The organism is Brevibacterium sp. SIMBA_078 (assembly GCF_046534565.1).
GTDB lineage: Bacteria > Actinomycetota > Actinomycetes > Actinomycetales > Brevibacteriaceae > Brevibacterium.
In genome coordinates this window covers 548,672-567,668 of record NZ_JAWRYQ010000001.1, presented here as the reverse complement: position 1 = coordinate 567,668, position 18,997 = coordinate 548,672, and the positions used below count along the sequence as shown (strand labels likewise).

The following is an 18,997-nucleotide window of genomic DNA, read 5'->3' as shown; positions in this document are numbered from 1 at the left end:
CCGTAGTGCTGGAGGGTCTGTCGGTGTGCGATTCGCCGGAACAGATCGCAGCATTGCGGATGGAGTCGTGGCTGAGCGGCCGAAAGCGTCACCCTGCTAAGGTGAAGTCCTCCAATAGGGGGACCGTGGGTTCAAATCCCACCGGCTCCGCGTTTGGCAGAACCCCTGCGATCTGGATCAGGTCGCAGGGGTTCTGCGTTTCTGTTCGTCTCGACTTACGTTCGATGTAGTGAAAGTTCACTTGTCCGGGGTACGGTGATCCGCGTCCGCCCCGCGCCACCGGAGCTCACCAGCAGAGATGTTGCTCCGGCGAGTACTGAGGAGAACTCTCATCGCTATGCCCCTGATCCGCAGGACCGCTCTGTCCGCTGCCGCCGCCGCTCTGGCGCTGACCCTGACCGCCTGCTCGTCCGGAGATGACGCAGAGGAGCCGAACGCCCAGGGCGCCGAGACCCAAGGCGCCGCGCAGGAGTCCGGAGAAGCCGCAGGTTCGAAGGGTGAAACCGGATCCGCCGAGGCGGCCGGCCTCGACCCGAAGGATCTTCCCGATCCTGTCGCTTCCCAGGAGATCCCCGCCGCCGTCGACGGCGATGACAAGGCAACGATGACTGTCGAGCTGTTCCCGCTGAAGCGTCAGGGCGAGACGGTCGTGGCGCAGTTCGCGTTCAGTGTGAACTCTGATCAGACCGACGAGGACGACGACGGTGACGATCTCTACGGCTATCTGGGCGGGAGCTGGGCGCCGTTCCTTGTCGACTCGCAGAACCTGCGCAAGCACAACGTGTTGGATAAGTTCCCGCAGCGAGCGCAGACGGATGTCCAACAGACAAAGTTCAAACCCGGCCAGACCCACTACGCCTTCGCTGTCTTCGCGGCCCCGCCGCCGGATGTCGACGAGGTCGAGGTCTCCGTCGTCGACGGTATGAACCTCGCCACCGGAGTGAAGATCTCGTGAAGCCGGCAGCCGTCGGTCCTGCAGCGGTGATTCTTGCTGCCGGCATTGTCGTCGCCGGCCCACCCGCACTCGCGTTCGCAGACTCAGTGACTTCGCAGGACATCGCCAACCGAGATGCCCCGACTCCGGAGGACTTCACCGATCCCGACCAGTCGCAGATCGACAAGAGCATCGTCGAACTCGAACCGGAGATCTATGACCTGGACAAAGGCATCGAGGACGTGGAGACGACCAAAGCCAGTGGCGGCGATACCGTGGTCACGCTCGACACCGATATCCTCTTCGACTTCGACTCGTCCGAACTGAGTGAGGCCGCGAAGAAGAAGATCAAGGAGCTCGTCACGGATCTCCCGACCGACTCCGAAATCACCGTCGGCGGGCATACGGATTCCAAGGGCGAAGACGACTACAACAAGAAGCTCTCCGAAGACCGCGCGAAGGTCGTCGCCGAGGTGCTCACCTCGGAGGACTCGGACCTTGACGTGACGGCAAAGGGTTTCGGCGAGTCCGAGCCCGTCGAGTCGAACGAGAAGAACGGCAAGGACGACCCAGAGGGCAGGGCGAAGAACCGTCGCGTCGAAATCCGCTACGAAGACTGAGGCTGTTCGGGAAGAGTGGCTGAGACCATTGACGAACCTGACAGCACTGCATAGCGTCTCTTTCAATAGATGGTCATCCATGAGGCAACTTCGGTGACGTCGGCTCTCATCCGGCGGCGAAACCGCCGATTCGGGGACCAACGGAGGGCAACCGATTGAAGACAGTCATCATCGGAGGCGGCGTGGTCGGGCTGACCAGCGCCTACGAACTGGCGCTGAGCGGACACGACGTCACCGTCATCGAGGCTGCCCGCTGCGGTGCGGGCGCCTCCCACGGAAATGCCGCAAAGATCGCCATCGCCGAGAGCACCCCGGTGCCTGCCCCAGGGGTGCTGCTTCAGGGGATCCGATGGATGTTCAAACCCGACAGCCCACTATCGATCAAGCCGTCCCTTGCGCCCGGCTATCTCAGATTCCTGTTGCGGATGGCCAGGCACTGCAACACACGCGACTTCGAAGCCGGACTCGACCTCCACCTGCGCCTCGGCGAGGATGCGAACGATCTCTTCGATGAGTACCAGGCTCAAGGAATCGACTTCGAGATGTACGACCGCGGTGTGCTGTTGGCTTTCGAGACTCGGGAACGCTTCGACGAGTACTGTGCGAGCCTGCCTGCTTTCGCGGCCGCAGGCCACCGGCCGCGGCGACTGCATGACGACGAAGTCCGCGAGGCCGAACCGGCTCTCAGCGATCGCATCCGCCACGGTCTCTCCTTCTCCGCTGACCGACAGATCGAACCCGATTCTCTGACAGCGGGCCTCCTCGTGAAACTCTCCGATCTCGGCGTAGTCGTGCGAGAAGACACTCGTGTCGGACGCTTCGTTCGCTCCGGCGACTCCGTGACCGCAGTCGTCACCTCCGACGCGGAGGTCATCAAGGCCGAAGCTCTTGTCATCTCCGCCGGGGTCCCGTCCGGCGAGTTGGCCCGGCAACTCGGCCAGAAGATTCCGATCTACTCGGGCAAGGGCTACAGCATCGACTACTCACCCGCTCCGATCCAGCTGCGCACATCCCTGACCCTCGAAGATGCTCGCGTCGCCGTCACTCCGCTGAACGGCATGCTCAGGCTCGCCGGCACGATGGAGTTCGGCAGCACGGACGACGACGTCAACGAGGTTCGCGTCGGTGCAATCCGGCGTGCGGCTCAGGAAGCATTTTGTGATTGGGGCGACGGTCACGGTGAACTGGCTCCATGGGCTGGGTCGCGCCCCATGACTCCTGACGGACTTCCCGTCATCGGGCGCCTGGACTCCGTGAAGAACGCCTACATCAATTCGGGACATTCGATGCTCGGTCTGACATTGGCACCGGGATCTGCTCGGCTGCTTGCCGGACTCATGACTGATGGAAGCTCGACGCTGCCCGGTGAACTGCTCACTCGTGTGTCCGCGAACCGGTTCTGAACGATTCACGTCAACGCCGCACGGACCCGAACGGACGAGGATGGGCTCATGAAGACACAGCAAGTCACTGGCAGCGAAGTCGTGGACTGAGGCCCGCACAGAGGCGAGGGAACGTGAAGAACAGACAGCTCATCAAGGCCGTCGATGTCCACGCGGCCGGCGAACCCGGCCGCGTGCTCATCGGCTCGGGACTGCGGGTCAAAGGTGCGACGATGGCCGAGAAGCTCCGCTACTGCGAAGAGCATCTCGACGACTTCCGGAACCTCATCCTTCACGAACCCCGCGGTTATCCCGGCCTGTGCTCGCCGATCGTCGTGCCTGCGACGGATCCGAGCTGCGATTTCGGAATGATCGTCATGGAGCAGGGCGGGTTCAAGCCGATGTCCGGATCGAACCTCATCTGCACCGTCACGGCGCTGATCGAGACGGGATCCGTCGACGTCAGCGAACCGGTCACCGAGCTGCGGGTCGACACCGCCGCCGGTGTCGTCACGGTCCGCGCCGAGGTGGAGGCCGGCCGAGCGAAATCGGTGACTTTCGACAATGTCCCGGCTTTCGTCCACGGACTCGACCTGCCTCTCGAGGTGCCTGGGTACGGGACGATTCCCGTCGACATCGTCTTCGGCGGTCAGTTCTACGTACAGACTGCGGCGGACAACCTCGGCGTGGCTCTTGATCCTGGCAATGCCAAGGAGATCATCAGGGCTGCCAGCGTGTTGAGGCAGGCGGCGAACGAGACCTTCGAGGTGAGGCATCCCCTCATCCCTGAAATCGATTCGATCGGTCTGCCGCTGATACACGGACCCGCCCGAACAGAGGGCACCGACGGACGCAATGCGGTCGTCCTGCCCAACGGCATCGTCGACCTCGACGATCCGAGCACGTGGACGGGGACGTTCGACCGTTCGCCCTGCGGCACCGGCACGAGCGGCCGAGTCGCAGCCAAGCACGCCCGCGGCGAACTGCCCGTCGGTCAGCGGTTCATCCACGAATCGATGCTGGGAACGACCTTCACCGCCGTGGTGAAGGAAGAGACCGAGATCGGCGGACTGCCGGCCGTGATCCCCTCGATCACCGGGCGCGGATGGATAACCGGATTCCAGCAGCTCGTCCTCGAGCCCGACGATCCGTTCCCGATCGGCTTTACCGTCGGTGACATCTGGAGCGGCGGCACGAGCGCTGCGGAACCCGCAGACGAGAACTGGGGACCCGCAGACGAGAACCGAGGAACGGACAAGGATCCGCAGGGCCGATGACCTATCGAGCGATAGTCTGCTGAGTAAGGGCCGTGGTCGACGCCGACACGATCAGTCGCACATGAGGAGCACACAATGACGAATGAACCCGACCGAATCTCTTTCGACGACCTTGTCTCGGCCATCGAAGCGAAGCTCGTGGCCGCAGGCGCTTCGCCTTCGGTGGCCGACGTGCTGGCGACCAACTGCGCCACCTGTGAACGCGACGGTACCCTCAGCCACGGAGTCTTCCGGGTGGCCGGCTATCTCGATTCGCTGACCCGCGGTTGGGCAGATGGGGCCGCGCAAGCGAGCATCGACGTCGTCGGCCCTTCCTATATTCGCATCGACGGTCACAACGGTTTCGCCCAACCCGCACTCGCCGAGGCTGGGCCGGCGATCGACCAGGCGCTCGACGACACCGGTGTCGCCGTCATCGCCCTGCGCAACACCCACCACTTCAGCGCCCTGTGGCCCGACCTCGAGGCATTTGCACGCGACGGTCGGGTGGCGATGGGGATGATCGCCAGCGGCAAGCTCGCCGTTGTCCCCGAGGGGGCCACTCGTCCGGTCTTCAGTACCAATCCGTTCGGTTTCGCCACACCCGTGGCTGACGCGGACCCGATCGTCTTCGACTTCTCCACGTCGTCGATGTCCCACGGGGATCTGCAGCTGCTGCGGGCAGAGGGCCAGGAGGTTCCGGTCGGGACCGGGGTCGACTCGACCGGCGCGGACACCACGGATCCGAACGCCATCCTCGACGGCGGCGGCATCCGTCCCATCGGCGGGCACAAGGGTGCGCTGCTGTCGTTCATGATCGAAACGCTCGCAGCAGGGCTGACCGGCGGTGCCTTCACCTATGAGGTCGACGCGGAGGCCCCCGAGGGCGCCCACACCTTCCGGACCGGTCAGCTCTTCATCGTCATCGACCCCGAACGCGGCGGCAACGACGCGTACCTCGCTCGGGTGCGCGAATTCGTCGATATGCTCCGCGACGCAGGTATGAATCGTCAGCCCGGTGACCGTCGCTACGCCAATCGCGCCGAGACGGCCGAACGCGGAATCCCTATCACCGACACGATTCGCTCCCTGTTCGACTGAATTGCCGTCGACCGATCGAAGCCTGCTCTGTCCCGAGCAGCACACGACCCCGCTGGAGGGAGTCGCCGACTCCGTCGAGAACGGTCCTCAGCCGTACATCCGCCACCACAGCAGTGCCACGTGCAATGCCGTGCGTGACTCCGCATCCTCGAGTGAGACGCCGAGGCGGTCCTGCAGGCGATTGATCCGTGCGTAGAGCGCGGGCCGAGACAGGTGCCCGGCCCGCGCCATCGCGGACTTGTTGCCGCCATGGGAGAGGTAGAGCTCGAGGAAGTCGAGCAGTCCGTCGTCTGCGGAGTCCCCAGCGGATGGCAGAACGCCGTCCCGACGTCCGTCCTCACCGAGCAGCGGCCCCAGCTCTCCCTCGGCGAAGGCGCGCAGTCGCGAGTCCTCGGCCAGCAGAGACAGCAGCCCGCGAATGCGCACGTCCGAGGAGCGGTAGAACGCACGCTCACGCACATCGAGCGTCGATGCGACCTCGGCGACGTGGGAAGCCGCTTCGAGGCCGGCGATGGCGCGCAGCAGGGAGGTGCTGCCTCTCCCGACTCCGACCACCCAGCTAGCGGCAAGATCCTCGAGTTCGGCGAGGAGGCGGTTGAGGCGGTCGTCGGCCTCCTCAGTGCCGTGCGGACTCGGCTGTGATCGTCGGCTTCTCCCGCGACCGGGCCCCACAATGAACCCGAACGCACCCGACTGCAGGCTCGTCATGAGCAGACACAGATTGAGGCGCGAGGCGGCAGAGGCGATCTCCTGCGTCAGGCCGCGCTCTTGCAGCTGCACGCGAGTCGGATCGGTGTCGGTCTCTCGATCGATGCGGATGACCACCGGGGTGAGTTCGGCCTTGTCAGCAGGCGCGAATCCCAGAGAGCGGGCGCGCTCCCGTGCTGAACGCTCGTCGATGCCCTCCGAGTCCGTGATCTCTCGGATCAGTCCGCTTTGGGCCTGCAGCAGCAGATCCTGCTCATCGCGATCGGCCATTCGAGTCAGCGTCAGGGCTTCACCGGCGCGTTCGATGACCTGCTCGAGATCGGCGACGGACTCGGCGGCGCCGGGCACGACGAGCCGGCCCCACCGGCGAGAACGCAGCCCCACCGGCGTCTGCCGCCACTGCGCCGGCGCGTGGCCGCCGGGTGTCGTACTCGCACCGCTGACAAGGTCGACCCACTTCTGTGCGAGAGCCTGCGAACCACGGCCGGAATGCGCGAGCACCCGATGTGACACATCCTCGAGGACCACCGCCGTGCCCAACAGCTCGGCCGTACGATCGACGATCGTCTGCGCCTCGGCCCGATCGAGGCTCAGCTGCGTGTACGTCTCGTGGATCTCCCGGGCATGTTCGAGCCGCGATATCTGCTGTGCGAGAAGGCTGCGGTGCGCGAGCTCGGTGATCCTGACGAACTTCACCCGACGCGGCAGGACGATGACGGGCAGTTCCCTCGCCGAGGCGGCCGCGGCCGCGATCTCGCGTGCTCTCTCATCGTGGGTCGAGTTCTCATCGACGAGTTCGATGATCGTCCCAGCGGCACCTGCGCGCTCGAGCTGGTCGAGGAACTCCGTCATCGCCGCAGGCGAGTGGCGGAAGGCCGTGGCGGTGGTCAACACGAGCTCCCCACCCTCGAGGAAGCGCTCGACATGCTCGGAATCGGCGATGTGGACCCAGCGGATCGCCCGGTCGAGGCCTGCCTCGCCGGCAAGTACCGCAGGCTCTGCAGCCTTGATCTCCTCGAACTCGAGCAGACCGGCGATGCGCAACGATGTCCCGCTCGACTCCCGTGCAGTGTCCATTGACACAGTGTAAAGCCGAGGGCGAAGACTCTGACGTTCTGACACTTCCGAGATCGGCAAAGCGGACAGAGGATGGACTCAACCGACGTACCGACGACGCAGAAGGACCCTTCATGGCAACGCTCTCCCATTGGATCAACGGACAGACCGTCACCGGGGACACCGACACCCGCCTCGGCGATATCACGAACCCGGCCACCGGAGTCGTCAGCGGCCAGGTGGCCCTGGGTTCGAAGGCCACCGTTGAATCGGCGATCGCCGCAGCCTCCGCCGCATTCCCCGCCTGGCGCGACACCTCGCTGTCACGGCGGACGTCCATCCTCTTCTCCTTCCGCGAGCTGCTCAACGCCCGCAAGCAGGAGCTCGCGGAGATCATCACCGCCGAACACGGCAAGGTACTCTCCGACGCCCTCGGCGAAGTCGCCCGCGGACAGGAGGTCGTCGAATTCGCGTGCGGCATCGCCGGTCACCTCAGGGGCGGGCATACGGAGAACGCGTCGACGAAGCTCGATGTCCATTCCCTGCGCCAGCCGATCGGCGTCGCCGCGATCATCTCTCCCTTCAACTTTCCGGCCATGGTCCCGATGTGGTTCTTCCCCGTGGCCATCGCCACCGGAAACACCGTCGTGCTCAAACCCTCGGAGAAGGACCCCTCGGCCGCGAACTGGCTCGCCGAGCTGTGGAAGGAAGCCGGCCTGCCCGATGGCGTGTTCAACGTCGTCCATGGTGACAAGGAAGCCGTCGACACGATCCTCGACAGCCCCGACGTCGCCTCGGTGTCCTTCGTCGGGTCGACCCCGATCGCACAATACGTCTACGAGAACGGCACCGCCGCCGGCAAGCGCGTCCAGGCACTCGGCGGAGCGAAGAACCATATGCTCGTCCTGCCCGATGCGGACCTCGACCTCGCCGCCGACGCCGCCGTCAACGCCGGCTACGGCGCCGCCGGAGAGCGCTGCATGGCGATCTCCGTCGTCGTCGCCGTCGAATCCGTCGCCGATGAGCTCGTGGCGAAGATCGCCGAGCGCACCAAGACCCTGCGCGTGGGCGACGGGGCGACCGAACCCGACATGGGACCGCTCGTCACCGCCGCCCACCGCGACAAGGTCGCAGGCTACATCGATGCCGGCGCCGAGGCGGGAGCGAAGGTCGTGCTCGACGGTCGGGAGAACACCCCGGCCGACGGGTTCTTCCTCAACCCGACCCTCTTCGACGACGTGACCACCGACATGTCGATCTACACAGACGAGATCTTCGGCCCCGTGCTCTGCGTCGTCCGCGTTCCCGGCTACGACGAGGGCCTCGATCTCATCAACGCCAACCCGTACGGCAACGGCACCGCGATCTTCACCAACGACGGGGGAGCGGCCCGCCGCTACGAGAACGAAGTCGAGGTCGGCATGGTCGGCATCAACGTCCCGATCCCCGTGCCCGTGGGCTACTACTCCTTCGGCGGGTGGAAGAACTCGCTGTTCGGCGACACCCACGCCTACGGCGACGAAGGCGTCCACTTCTTCACCCGTGGGAAGGTCGTGACCTCACGCTGGCTCGATCCCAGCCACGGCGGACTCAACCTCGGCTTCCCGACCAACGACTGAACAGACCACCACGGACGTCCGCCCCGATCAAGGGGCGGGCGTTCACGCAACGACGAACCACCTCGGCGAAGGAGCCCAGACATGACCACCACCGCGGATTCCCCGCTCACCGAATCGCACCTCGACGCTGATCGCACCGGTGCCGACCGGATCGACCCTGACCTCATCGAGGCAGGGCGACGTGCCCACGAGCTCGACCGTGCTCACGTCTTCCACTCCTGGCAGGCACAGGGACCGTTCGACCCGATGACGATCGTCGACGCCGCCGGCCCCTACATCTGGGACGGCGAGGGCCGAAAGCTGCTCGACATGTCATCGCAGCTGGTCAACACGAATATCGGCCATCAGCACCCGGCCGTCGTCGCGGCGATCCAGGAGCAGGCCGGCCGGCTGTGCACCATCGCGCCGCAGCACGTCAACGGCGCCCGCTCCGAGGCGGCCCGACTCATCACCGAACGCACCCCGGGCGACCTCGATCACGTGTTCTTCACGAACGGGGGAGCCGACGCGAACGAGCACGCGATCCGGATGGCCCGACTGCACACCGGTCGGACGAAGGTGCTCTCTGCCTACCGCAGCTACCACGGAGGCACGCAGCTGGCCGTCAACGTCACCGGCGACCCGCGCAGGTTCGCCAACGACTACTCCGCTGAGGGCATCGTCCACTTCATGCCCGCCTACCCGTACCGGTCGTACTTCGACTCGACCTCCGAGGCCGAGGAGACACGGCGCGCGCTGGCCCACCTCGAGGACATGATCACCCTCGAGGGGCCCGGCAATATCGCGGCTCTCATCCTCGAGACCGTTCCGGGCACCGCGGGGATCTACGCCCCGCCGGCCGGCTACCTCGCCGGCGTGCGCGAGCTGACGGCGAAGTACGGGATCGTCTTCATCGCCGACGAAGTGATGGCCGGTTTCGGCCGCACCGGTCGCTGGTTCGCCGTCGACCACTGGGACGTCACCCCGGACCTCATCACCTTCGCCAAGGGCGTGAACTCCGGATACGTCCCGCTCGGCGGGGTCGCCATCTCGGATGCGATCTTCGAGACCTTCCGTGATCGGGCCTACCCGGGCGGACTGACCTACTCGGGACATCCGCTCGCCTGTGCGGCAGCGGTCGCGACGATCACCGCGATGGAGGACGAGGGGATGATCGCCAACGCCGAGCGCCTCGGCGAAGACATCATCGGTCCTGCCCTGCGGGAGATCGCGCAGCGTCACCCCTCGGTCGGGGATGTGCGGGGTCTCGGCTGCTTCTGGGCAGTCGAGCTCGTCAAAGACCGGACGACGAAGGAGCCGCTGGCAGCCTACGGCGGCAGCTCACCGGAGATGAACGAGGTCATCGCAGCGCTCAAGGCCGACGGCGTGCTGCCGTTCGCGAACTTCAACCGCATCCATGTCGTGCCGCCGCTGAACACTCCGGATGAGGACGTCAGGTTCGGGCTCGCCGCCCTGGATCGGGCACTCGACGTCGCGGATCGGTACGTCACGGAGTAGATTCGTCACGCGTGACTGAGGAGCCGCCTCGGCGAGGGATCGCTGTGTTCGGGCCCCGTTCGGAATGTGAGTGCAATTGCACTCTCAGCCGGGCGGGGCCCGTTTGCGCACGTCAAAAGTGAACAAAAGGTGAATGAGGTGGAGTAGGGTCGAATTGCGGGTGAAGAGCAGTTGAATCTGTGGGTAGACTTCTGCGGGATAGTGATGGCTGGCCGTCAGCTGCATCATCCACGGTCCGAATAGTGTCTACACCCAAGGTCGATTAGTGGAAATCATCTTCGTCGTCGTGCTCGTCATCGCACTGGCACTGTTCTTCGACTTCACCAATGGCTTTCACGATACGGCCAATGCCATGGCCACACCGATCGCGACCGGGGCCATCAAACCCAAGACTGCGGTCACGCTCGCCGCGATCCTCAACCTCGTCGGAGCCTTCCTCTCCACCGAGGTGGCCAAGACCATCTCGGGCGGCATCATCAAGGAAGGCGGCGGGGGAGTCCAGATCAGCCCCTCATTCATTCTCGCCGGCCTCATCGGCGCCATCATCTGGAACATGGCGACATGGCGGTTCGGACTTCCCTCGTCCTCGTCCCACGCTCTCTTCGGCGGTCTCATCGGTGCGGCCATCGTCGGTGCCGGGTTCAGCTCCGTCGACTACGGAGTGTTCCTGTCGAAGGTCGTCATCCCGGCTCTGGCGGCCCCGCTCATCGCCGGGTTCAGCGCCTACCTGTGCACGAAGATCGCCTACGCGATCACTCGCCGCAACGAGGAGGGCAAGACCGCTCGCCGTGCACCATTCAAGTACGGGCAGATCTTCTCGTCCTCGCTGGTGGCGCTCGCCCACGGAACGAACGACGCGCAGAAGACGATGGGCGTCATCACCCTCGTGCTCGTGTCGGCGAACCTGCAGGAGCACGGCACCGGCCCGCACATCTGGGTGATCACTGCCTGTGCTCTGGCGATCGCGTTGGGCACCTACGTCGGCGGTTGGCGCATCATCGACACCCTCGGCACGAAACTGACGACGGTCAAGCCCGCCCAGGGACTGTCGGCCGAGACGTCGACGGCTGCGGCCATCCTCGCCTCCTCGCACCTCGGCTTCGCCCTGTCGACGACACAGGTCGCCTCCGGTTCCGTGCTCGGTTCGGGCCTGGGCCGCAAGGGCGCCGACGTGCAGTGGTCGACGGCCGGACGGATCGCCTCGGGTTGGCTGCTGACGATCCCGGCAGCCGCGATCGTCGGCGGCATCGCCGCCGGCATCGCTCACCTGGGAACGATCGGCGTCATCGTCGACACGATCATCGCCGTCATCGTGGTGCTGTGGATCTACATCAGCTCCCGCCGGGTCGAGGAGACGGACATCTCGAACTTCGACACCGTCGGCGAAGCCGTCAACATCCGCGGCCGCAAGCGCAAGCTGCGCAAGGACCGCAACCGCAAACGCGCTCAGGAGAAGCGGGAAGCCCGCTACGAGGCCTGGGCAGAGAAGCAGGCGGCGAAAGAGAAGCGCCGTGCCCACCGTGATGCCAAGAAGAACGGGGCCGTTCCCGCCGAGGCTGCGAATGCCAGTTCATCGTCGACCGGATCGTCACCCGGGGCCGATGCCGGCCGGGCCGATGCGAGCGATAAGGGAGACGCGAAATGATCGAGTGGAGTTCCTTCGCCATCGTTGCGGCCGCGACATGGGTTTCGGCCATCATCGTCATCACGCTGTTCTCCGTCGGAGTGCGGATGCGCGCCGCGCACCTCGACCGTGTCGAGGAGGGCCGCAGCAGTTCGGCGCTGCCGGTCGGGTACTGGGCGGTGTTCGGCATCTGCGGAGCAGTAGTGCTGCTCGGCGTCTACCTCATCGTCCCGGCCCTCCACGGCGCCTGAGCTTACCTGGCCCGGTGAGCATCCCTCACCGTTCGCGTCATAACGCACAGCTGGATGGCCGTCGGTCACCGTTAGCGGCTGCTCCTACAGTTGCACCGGGGCGTAATGGCACTGCGACGGTGTTTTGCGACCGCCGAGTGGTTGTGCCGCTGGCGGTGTGGGATGTGGCCGATGCTCAAAAGGCCGCGTAGGCGCGTTTCGGGTAGAGATCGTGCGCCGAGGGCGTTTCGGTCAGAGGGGGCTGCGTGACGCGAGTGATGGGCACCTGAGGGGTTCGGCCCAGACTCGTCGTGCGAGCAGGTGGCGGGCTCAGCTTAGACTCGTCGTGTGAGAACTCCGCCGCACAACTCTCGACATTTTGCCGATCTGCAGAAAGAGATCGGCAAAGCCGATCGCCGGCGCATCGACCAATGGCATGCGGCAATGCGGCGCGATGGATGCGTAGTGTTGCGGACCAACCTGGTCAAGACTTTCGCGATGGCACTTATCTGCTGGCTGTTCGTCGGAGCGATCATCCTCACCTTCACCGTCACCCCTGCCTCGACCTGGAACCCGATGTCCCCTGGCTTCGGTGGGTGGCCGATCTTCTTCCTCCTTGTGGTCTTCGCCATCGGCTTGGTGCTCTTCTGCGTTGGAGCGCTGTTGTGGACTTTTGTCTTTCCCTTTGTGCGACCACAGTTCGTCGTGTCGAGCTGGGGCATGGAGTCCTCATGGTGGAAGCCTGGCGGGCGGGTCAGGCAGTTCGCAACGCCGTGGTCAGGCATCGTCGACATCGGCGGAGAGTTCCAGTGGAGGAAAGGGATGCTCCCGGACGCGCTGGTCGTAACGATCACTGCACGCGGTGCGACCGCTCATCGGAACGCGCTGATCGGTACCGTCAGGAAGCCGGAGATGGTCACCTATCGCGTGTTGAGGGAGCTCAAAGCGAAACCGCGTGATGTGTTGGTATTTCTCCGTGAGGTTCATACGGCGCAGGCGACGCATCACTGAATCTGCGCGGCTTCGGCCCTGCAGTCCGGAGGCACTGACGAATCAACGGCGGGTCCCAAACGGTCGAACGCGCACCCGCAACGAAATACGACAATCCCCCAACCACCTCGGCGGTGGTTGGGGGATTGTCGATAGACGGACGGCTCAGACTGTCAGCGATGAAGCCAAACGACTCAGACTAGCCACACAGCCGAACGACTCAGGCGAGGCCGAGGCGCTGGCGGAGGTTGTCGACCTCGGCGCGGAGTTCGGCCGGAACCGAATCGCCGAGCTCGGCGTACCATTCCTCGATGAGGCCGAGTTCGGTCTCCCACTCTTCGGGCTTGATGGCGAGAGCCTTGCGCAGCTGCTCGTCGGTGAAATCGAGGCCTTCGGTGTCCAATCCGCCTTCGACCGGGGTGAGGCCAAGTGGGGATTCCTGAGCATCGGCGGTGCCGGTGACGCGTTCGAAGACCCATTTGAGAACGCGCGAGTTTTCGGAGAATCCGGGCCACAGGAACGAGTTGTCGTCGTCGCGGCGGAACCAGTTGACGTAGAAGATCTTCGGCAGCTGGGCACCCTCGGTGTTGCCGATGTTGATCCAGTGCTGCAGGTAGTCACCGACGTTGTAGCCGATGAACGGGCGCATCGCCATCGGGTCGCGGCGGACGACGCCGACGGCACCGGTGGCAGCTGCGGTGGTCTCCGAGGAGAGCACCGAACCCATGAACACACCGTGGGTCCAGTCCTTGGTCTCGGTCACGAGCGGCATCGTGGTCTTGCGGCGACCGCCGAAGAGGATGGCCGAGATCGGCACACCGTTCGGGTTGGTCCACTCGGGAGCCAGGGTCGGCACGTTCGCGATCGGGGTGCAGAAGCGCGAGTTCGGGTGAGCGGCCGGGGTGTCGGACTCGGGAGTCCAGTCGTTGCCCCTCCAGTCGGTGAGGTGGGCAGGTGCCTCGTCGGTCTTGCCTTCCCACCACACGTCACCGTCGTCGGTCAGAGCGACGTTGGTGAAGATGTTGCCGCCGGCCTCGATGGCGCGCATCGCGGTGGGGTTCGTCGTGTAACCGGTGCCCGGCGCGACGCCGAAGAGCCCGAACTCGGGGTTGACGGCGTAGAGCTGGCCGTCTTCGCCGAAGCGCATCCATGCGATGTCGTCACCGAGGGTCTCGGCCTTCCATCCGGGGATGGTCGGTTCGATCATGGCGAGGTTGGTCTTGCCGCAGGCCGACGGGAACGCGGCGGCGACGTACTTGACGACGCCTTCGGGGTTCGTCAGCTTGAGGATGAGCATGTGCTCGGCGAGCCAGCCCTCGTCGCGGGCGATCGCGGAGGCGATGCGCAGCGCGTAGCACTTCTTGCCCAGCAGCGCGTTGCCGCCGTAGCCGGAACCAAAGGACCAGATGGCGCGATCCTCGGGGAAGTGAGTGATGTACTTCGTGGTATTGCAGGGCCAGGCGACATCGTCCTGTCCCTCTTCCAGCGGAGCGCCGACGGAGTGGACGCACTCGACGAACTTCGCGTCCTGGGCGTCGATCGCATCGAGGGCGTACTTGCCCGAGCGAGCCATGACGAGCATGGAGAGGACGACGTAGGCCGAATCAGTGACCTCGATGCCGAACATCGGCTGGTCCGCCTCGGCGTGGCCCATGACGAAGGGGATGACATACATGGTGCGTCCGCGCATCGCGCCCTCGAACAGCGGGTTGAGGGTTTCCTTCATCTCCGCGGGAGCGACCCAGTTGTTGAGCGGACCGGCGTCCTTCTCGTCTTCGGAGCAGATGTAGGTCCGGCCCTCGACGCGGGCGACGTCCTCGGGGTCGGAAGCCGCGTAGTAGGAGTCCTTGGTACCGTTGACACGCTGGATGGTGCCGGCCTCGACGAGCTTCTCAGCGATCTCGTTCTTCTGTGCTTCGGAACCATCGATCCAGACGATGTCATCCGGGGTGGTCAGGGCGGCGATTCGGCTGACGAACGAGAGCACCGACTTGTTCTCGGTCGGTGCGTTCTTCAGCTGGTCAGCGACGACATCATGGTCGAGGACAGTCATGAGTGGTCTCCTGGTGGGTCGTGTGTGGGGTTTCGTCTCCGGCGGCTGGCGTCCGTCGAGCGGTTGGTACATATCCACCGTAGGATGGGAGCGGAAGCGAAAAGCGCGCGTTTCGGTCACTCGAAGATGTGCATTGGATCACAGCCAAGGGTCGATTGACGTGAAAGCGGCAATTCACTGACGTGTTGTTTCAATTGATTGATGTGTTCTTGCAGTGATGATCGACCGCTGAAATCTGCGATTTCATCCCCTCTCGCCGAGGCGGCTCTGGCCTTGAGTGCAAATGTGGCGAAGCGCACGTGAGGACGATTTGAGCTTCGGCGAAATGGGTGTGTATAGTTGTTCGAGTTGCAGGGCGAGAGTCCGGGCGACATGCGCCACTAGCTCAACGGATAGAGCATCTGACTACGGATCAGAAGGTTGGGGGTTCGAATCCCTCGTGGCGCACCGAAGGAAAGTCCCTCACCAGGCAGGATTGCCAGTGAGGGACTTTTTCGTATGCCCGGAGTCAGGCTGTTCCGGGCGTCGATTCGAAGGTTGGGGTTCTGTTGGGTGCTGAGATGCGGAAAGCCCGTCGCCATAGTGAAGAGCTCGGTGAGGTCATCGAGGTGTTCGCCGACCGCCCAGGACCGAAGACGGTGTCGGGGTTAGTCCTTGGGTGGGTGCTCTTCACAGCTCTGACATTCATCAATCCGGGGGAGACGCCGCTGCTGGCGGTTGCTCCGGGCATCATCTTCGCGGTGATGTTCGGCCTGATCCTTCTCTATCTCTCGGGTGAGCGGCTCATCGTCTGCGAGCGCGGGATCCTTGTCGGCTCCGTAGCTCCGGGGATTCGTCCCTACGCCATTCCCTATGGGCAGATCACGCCCGGCAGCATTGCCGGGGTCGCCGGCGCGAACAGATATCTCAAAGAGGTCGGACTCCAGGGACAGATCGCGCAGTCGACCCTGCGAGCGTCGTGGTGGACGAAGAACGGTGTCCACTTCGTCGCCTGCTCGGCCGAGGATGCCAGGCGCGGACGCAGACGTTTCACGCTGGCGCTCGACCCGATTCCCAGGTCGGTCGACGGCCGGTGGATCTGGTTCGCAGGGACCGGTCGGCAGTCCGCGAGGTCGGCAGTCGAGGCGATCGCTCGGGTCACCTCGGCGGCGGGGTATCCGCAGCTGGCCCAGGCCGCGCTCGATCGCGGAGTCGTCGAGCTGACCGGCAACCCCGAGGACGCAGCACGCCAACTGCCCGGCCACCCGCCGGTCCGCAGGGGCGGAGTCAGATAGCTGGGACTTGGCTCACCTGCGGCCGGGCGTCGAATCATCTGGCGGCGAGAACGGCCTCACGCTGTTCCGTCGACAGGCGTTTGACGGCCTCCCGGATCGTCACCCCTGAGGCACGGTGGGCGCGCGGGAGGATCCAGTCGAAGACGAGGTCGGGGCGTTTGCGCGAGGTATCGCGCAGAACCCAGCCGATGGCCTTGCGGATGAAGAATTCCTTCTCCTCGAGCATCGCATCGGCGAATCGGGTGAACCTGCCGAAGTCGCCGCGGCCGTGCCGCAGCGGGACCAGGTGTGCCAACAGGGCTGAGCGGCGAATCCAGAAATCCTCATCGCTCGCCCAGCGCTCCAGGACGGGGTCGAAAGCGGCATCCCGTTCGCTCAGAGGGCCGACAAGATCACCGGCCAGAGGGTCGATGAGCGCCCAGGTCTTCGCCTCGCGGAGCAGGCCCTCGATGAAATCCGCATCTCCGCCGCTGAGTCGGTCCTTCGACTGGATGAGAACCATCGTGGCCGCGGCGCGTCGTTCGTGGACGGGAGTGGGGTGCCCTGCTGGCCCGGCGCCTGTGACCATTGGTTCGGCGCGGCCTGTGTCCGTTGGTTCGGCACTGCCGGCTGAGTCGTCCGACGACGTCGGCGGGGCCCAGAGGGTTCGGGCAAGTTCGATGACCTCATCGTGGCTGAGCTTCGCTGTGCGCAGAGCGGTGCGAACGACGGCACGTGTATCGGGCACGCTCACCCCGTAATGGAGGAGTTCGCTCTTGAGGTAGGCCTTCTCCTTCTGGGCGCGTTCGCTGCTGCCACGGGCGCGCAGATCTCGGTCGACCACCTCGGCGATTGTGTGGGCCTGGTACCGGGAATCGGAAGTCATGGAACGAATCTTTCCACGGCACCGCCACCTGCGGGTGCGCGCACGGCGGTTAGCGGTGAACGCGAAACTGCCGGCAGGCGCACTCCGTCGATCGCGATGATCGGGGAGTGTGCCCGCCGGCTGTTCTCTGTTCTCAACCGGAGGCCGCGAGTCTCATGCTGCGCAGTGTCTCCGGAAGTTCTGGGGGCCTTCGGTTCGGGCTGATCTCAGTCCGTGCCGAATCCTGCGTCCGGTCAGGACCTCAGTCCGTGCCGGCGTCGAAGGCCGAGGAGAGGTTGGCGAGGTCGCTGGCCTCGTCCACTTCGGCGTTGGAGTTCGCGATCTCTTCGGCGCCGCCGGCCTCCAGCGAGCCCACGAGCTCCGAGGTCGGCCCGGACACGATGCCCATGGCTGCGTACTGCTCAAGGCGGGCACGCGAATCGGCGATGTCGAGATTGCGCATGGTCATCTGGCCGATGCGATCCTCGGGTCCGAACGCGGAGTCACCGACGCGCTCCATCGACAGCTTCTCCGGATGGTAGGACAGGTTCGGGCCCTCGGTGTTGATGATCGTGTAGTCGTCGCCGCGGCGCAGGCGCAGGGTGACCTCGCCGGTGATCGCCGAGGCGACCCACCGCTGCATGGACTCGCGCAGCATGAGCGACTGCGGGTCGAGCCAGCGTCCCTCGTACATCCGGCGGCCGAGGCGACGGCCCTCTTCGTGGTAGAGGGCGATGGTGTCCTCGTTGTGGATGGCGTTGAGCAGGCGTTCGTAGGTCACGTGCAGCAGCGCCATGCCCGGAGCCTCGTAGATGCCACGGGACTTCGCCTCGATGATGCGATTCTCGATCTGGTCGGAGACTCCGAGTCCGTGGCGGCCGCCGATCTCGTTGGCCTTGAAGACCAGGGCAACGGGATCGTCGAAGACTTCGCCGTTGATGGCGACGGGACGGCCGGCCTCGAAGCGGACAGAGACCTCTTCCGACTTGACCTCGACGTCATCGCGCCAGGCGGCGACGCCCATGATCGGTTCGACGATGTCGAGTCCGGCGTCGAGGAACTCCAGGGTCTTCGCCTCATGCGTGGCGCCCCAGATGTTCGCATCCGTCGAGTAGGCCTTCTCGGCCGAATCGCGGTAGGGGTAGCCGTGTTCGACGAGCCATTCGCTCATCTCCTGCCGGCCGCCGAGCTCATCGACGAACTCTGAGTCGAGCCAGGGCTTGTAGATGCGCAGCTTCGGGTTGGCCATGAGGCCGTAGCGGTAGAAGCGCTCGATGTCGTTGCCCTTGTAGGTCGAGCCGTCGCCCCAGATGTCGACGCCGTCTTCCTTCATGGCGCGGACCAACATGGTGCCGGTGACGGCGCGGCCGAGGGGAGTGGTGTTGAAGTAGGTCTTGCCACCGGAGCGGACGTTGAACGCACCGCACTGCAGTGCGACGAAGCCCTCTTCGACGAGGAGACGCTTGGCGTCGACGAAGCGGGCGATCTCGGCACCGTATTCCTTCGCGCGATCGGTCACCGACTCCAGGTCGGGCTCGTCGTACTGGCCGATGTCGGCCGTGTACGTGCACGGGATGGCGCCCTTGTGGCGCATCCACGCGACCGCGCAGGAGGTGTCCAGTCCGCCGGAGAAGGCGATTCCAACGTGCTCACCGACTGGGAGCGAAGACAGTACTTTCGACATGTCACCAGCGTAACGTGAGTCTCTGCCGAATGTCGAATTGTTATGCATAGGAATGTATTTTTATGTGAGTGCGGTGTGTGAAGCGCTCGAATCTCGCCGAGGCGGCCCCGCCGATTGCTATCGTG

Annotated in this window: 16 protein-coding genes and 2 tRNA genes; 13 read left to right on the top strand and 5 right to left on the bottom strand. The window is 64.9% G+C overall.

The features are described 5' to 3' along the window. Positions 1–61 precede the first annotated feature (61 nt). The 6 genes from SB749_RS02580 (at position 62) to SB749_RS02555 (ending at position 5,293) form a co-directional block, all read left to right on the top strand. A tRNA-Ser gene (locus tag SB749_RS02580) sits at positions 62–150 on the top strand. Positions 151–337: 187 nt separating this feature from the next. After that, positions 338–955: a hypothetical protein gene (locus tag SB749_RS02575; RefSeq protein ID WP_410708876.1), complete on the top strand. Its 618-nt coding sequence runs from the start codon at positions 338–340 to the stop codon at positions 953–955. Continuing rightward, positions 952–1,554, top strand: coding sequence for an OmpA family protein (locus SB749_RS02570; RefSeq protein WP_410708875.1), 603 nt, complete (start codon positions 952–954; stop codon positions 1,552–1,554). Before SB749_RS02575 ends, SB749_RS02570 begins: the two co-directional genes overlap by 4 nt. Before the next feature lie 155 nt (positions 1,555–1,709). Then, complete coding sequence (locus SB749_RS02565; RefSeq protein ID WP_410708874.1) at positions 1,710–2,957, top strand: FAD-dependent oxidoreductase; 1,248 nt, start codon at positions 1,710–1,712, stop codon at positions 2,955–2,957. Between the two features lie 113 nt (positions 2,958–3,070). Further along, positions 3,071–4,213 carry a proline racemase family protein gene (locus SB749_RS02560; RefSeq protein ID WP_410708873.1) on the top strand — a complete coding sequence of 381 codons (1,143 nt, stop codon included), beginning with the start codon at positions 3,071–3,073 and terminating at the stop codon, positions 4,211–4,213. 75 nt (positions 4,214–4,288) lie between these two features. After that, positions 4,289–5,293: an Ldh family oxidoreductase gene (locus tag SB749_RS02555; protein ID WP_410708872.1), complete on the top strand. Its 1,005-nt coding sequence runs from the start codon at positions 4,289–4,291 to the stop codon at positions 5,291–5,293. A gap of 87 nt (positions 5,294–5,380) precedes the next feature. On the opposite strand, the gene SB749_RS02550 is transcribed toward SB749_RS02555, so the two are convergent. After that, complete coding sequence (locus tag SB749_RS02550) at positions 5,381–7,078, bottom strand: PucR family transcriptional regulator ligand-binding domain-containing protein (RefSeq protein WP_410708870.1); 1,698 nt, start codon at positions 7,076–7,078, stop codon at positions 5,381–5,383. Positions 7,079–7,191: 113 nt separating this feature from the next. On the opposite strand from SB749_RS02550, the gene SB749_RS02545 reads away from it, so the two are divergent. The 5 genes from SB749_RS02545 to SB749_RS02525 all read left to right on the top strand — a co-directional run bounded on the left by SB749_RS02545 (position 7,192) and on the right by SB749_RS02525 (position 13,038). Beyond that, the gene (locus SB749_RS02545) at positions 7,192–8,676 is read left to right on the top strand and encodes a CoA-acylating methylmalonate-semialdehyde dehydrogenase (RefSeq protein ID WP_410708869.1); all 1,485 of its coding nucleotides are present in this window, start codon (positions 7,192–7,194) and stop codon (positions 8,674–8,676) included. 81 nt (positions 8,677–8,757) lie between these two features. Beyond that, the gene (locus SB749_RS02540; protein WP_410708868.1) at positions 8,758–10,173 is read left to right on the top strand and encodes an aspartate aminotransferase family protein; all 1,416 of its coding nucleotides are present in this window, start codon (positions 8,758–8,760) and stop codon (positions 10,171–10,173) included. A 265-nt stretch (positions 10,174–10,438) separates the two neighbouring features. Then, positions 10,439–11,818, top strand: coding sequence for an anion permease (locus SB749_RS02535; RefSeq protein WP_410708866.1), 1,380 nt, complete (start codon positions 10,439–10,441; stop codon positions 11,816–11,818). Continuing rightward, positions 11,815–12,048 (top strand): hypothetical protein, encoded by a 234-nt coding sequence (locus tag SB749_RS02530; protein ID WP_172171696.1) that lies wholly within the window; start codon positions 11,815–11,817, stop codon positions 12,046–12,048. Before SB749_RS02535 ends, SB749_RS02530 begins: the two co-directional genes overlap by 4 nt. Before the next feature lie 327 nt (positions 12,049–12,375). Next, positions 12,376–13,038, top strand: coding sequence for a hypothetical protein (locus tag SB749_RS02525; protein ID WP_410708865.1), 663 nt, complete (start codon positions 12,376–12,378; stop codon positions 13,036–13,038). Positions 13,039–13,237: 199 nt separating this feature from the next. Here SB749_RS02525 and SB749_RS02520 read toward each other — a convergent pair whose 3' ends face one another. Together SB749_RS02520 and SB749_RS02515 are read right to left on the bottom strand one after the other, a co-directional pair. Continuing rightward, on the bottom strand, positions 13,238–15,070 hold the full coding sequence (locus tag SB749_RS02520; RefSeq protein ID WP_025777640.1) for a phosphoenolpyruvate carboxykinase (GTP): 1,833 nt from the start codon (positions 15,068–15,070) through the stop codon (positions 13,238–13,240). A gap of 116 nt (positions 15,071–15,186) precedes the next feature. Further along, entirely contained in the window at positions 15,187–15,369 is a 183-nt protein-coding gene (locus SB749_RS02515) for a hypothetical protein (protein ID WP_410708863.1), read from the bottom strand. A 75-nt stretch (positions 15,370–15,444) separates the two neighbouring features. Between SB749_RS02515 and SB749_RS02510 the strand changes: the two genes are divergently transcribed. After that, a tRNA-Arg gene (locus tag SB749_RS02510) sits at positions 15,445–15,517 on the top strand. 113 nt (positions 15,518–15,630) lie between these two features. Continuing rightward, on the top strand, positions 15,631–16,344 hold the full coding sequence (locus tag SB749_RS02505) for a hypothetical protein (RefSeq protein WP_410708862.1): 714 nt from the start codon (positions 15,631–15,633) through the stop codon (positions 16,342–16,344). Positions 16,345–16,378: 34 nt separating this feature from the next. Here SB749_RS02505 and SB749_RS02500 read toward each other — a convergent pair whose 3' ends face one another. Both SB749_RS02500 and argG read right to left on the bottom strand, forming a co-directional pair. Further along, positions 16,379–17,209, bottom strand: coding sequence for a DNA alkylation repair protein (locus SB749_RS02500; protein WP_410708861.1), 831 nt, complete (start codon positions 17,207–17,209; stop codon positions 16,379–16,381). 241 nt (positions 17,210–17,450) lie between these two features. After that, a complete protein-coding gene (gene argG, locus SB749_RS02495) occupies positions 17,451–18,872 on the bottom strand; it encodes an argininosuccinate synthase (RefSeq protein ID WP_410708860.1) in 1,422 nt (473 codons plus the stop codon). Positions 18,873–18,997: the final 125 nt, after the last annotated feature.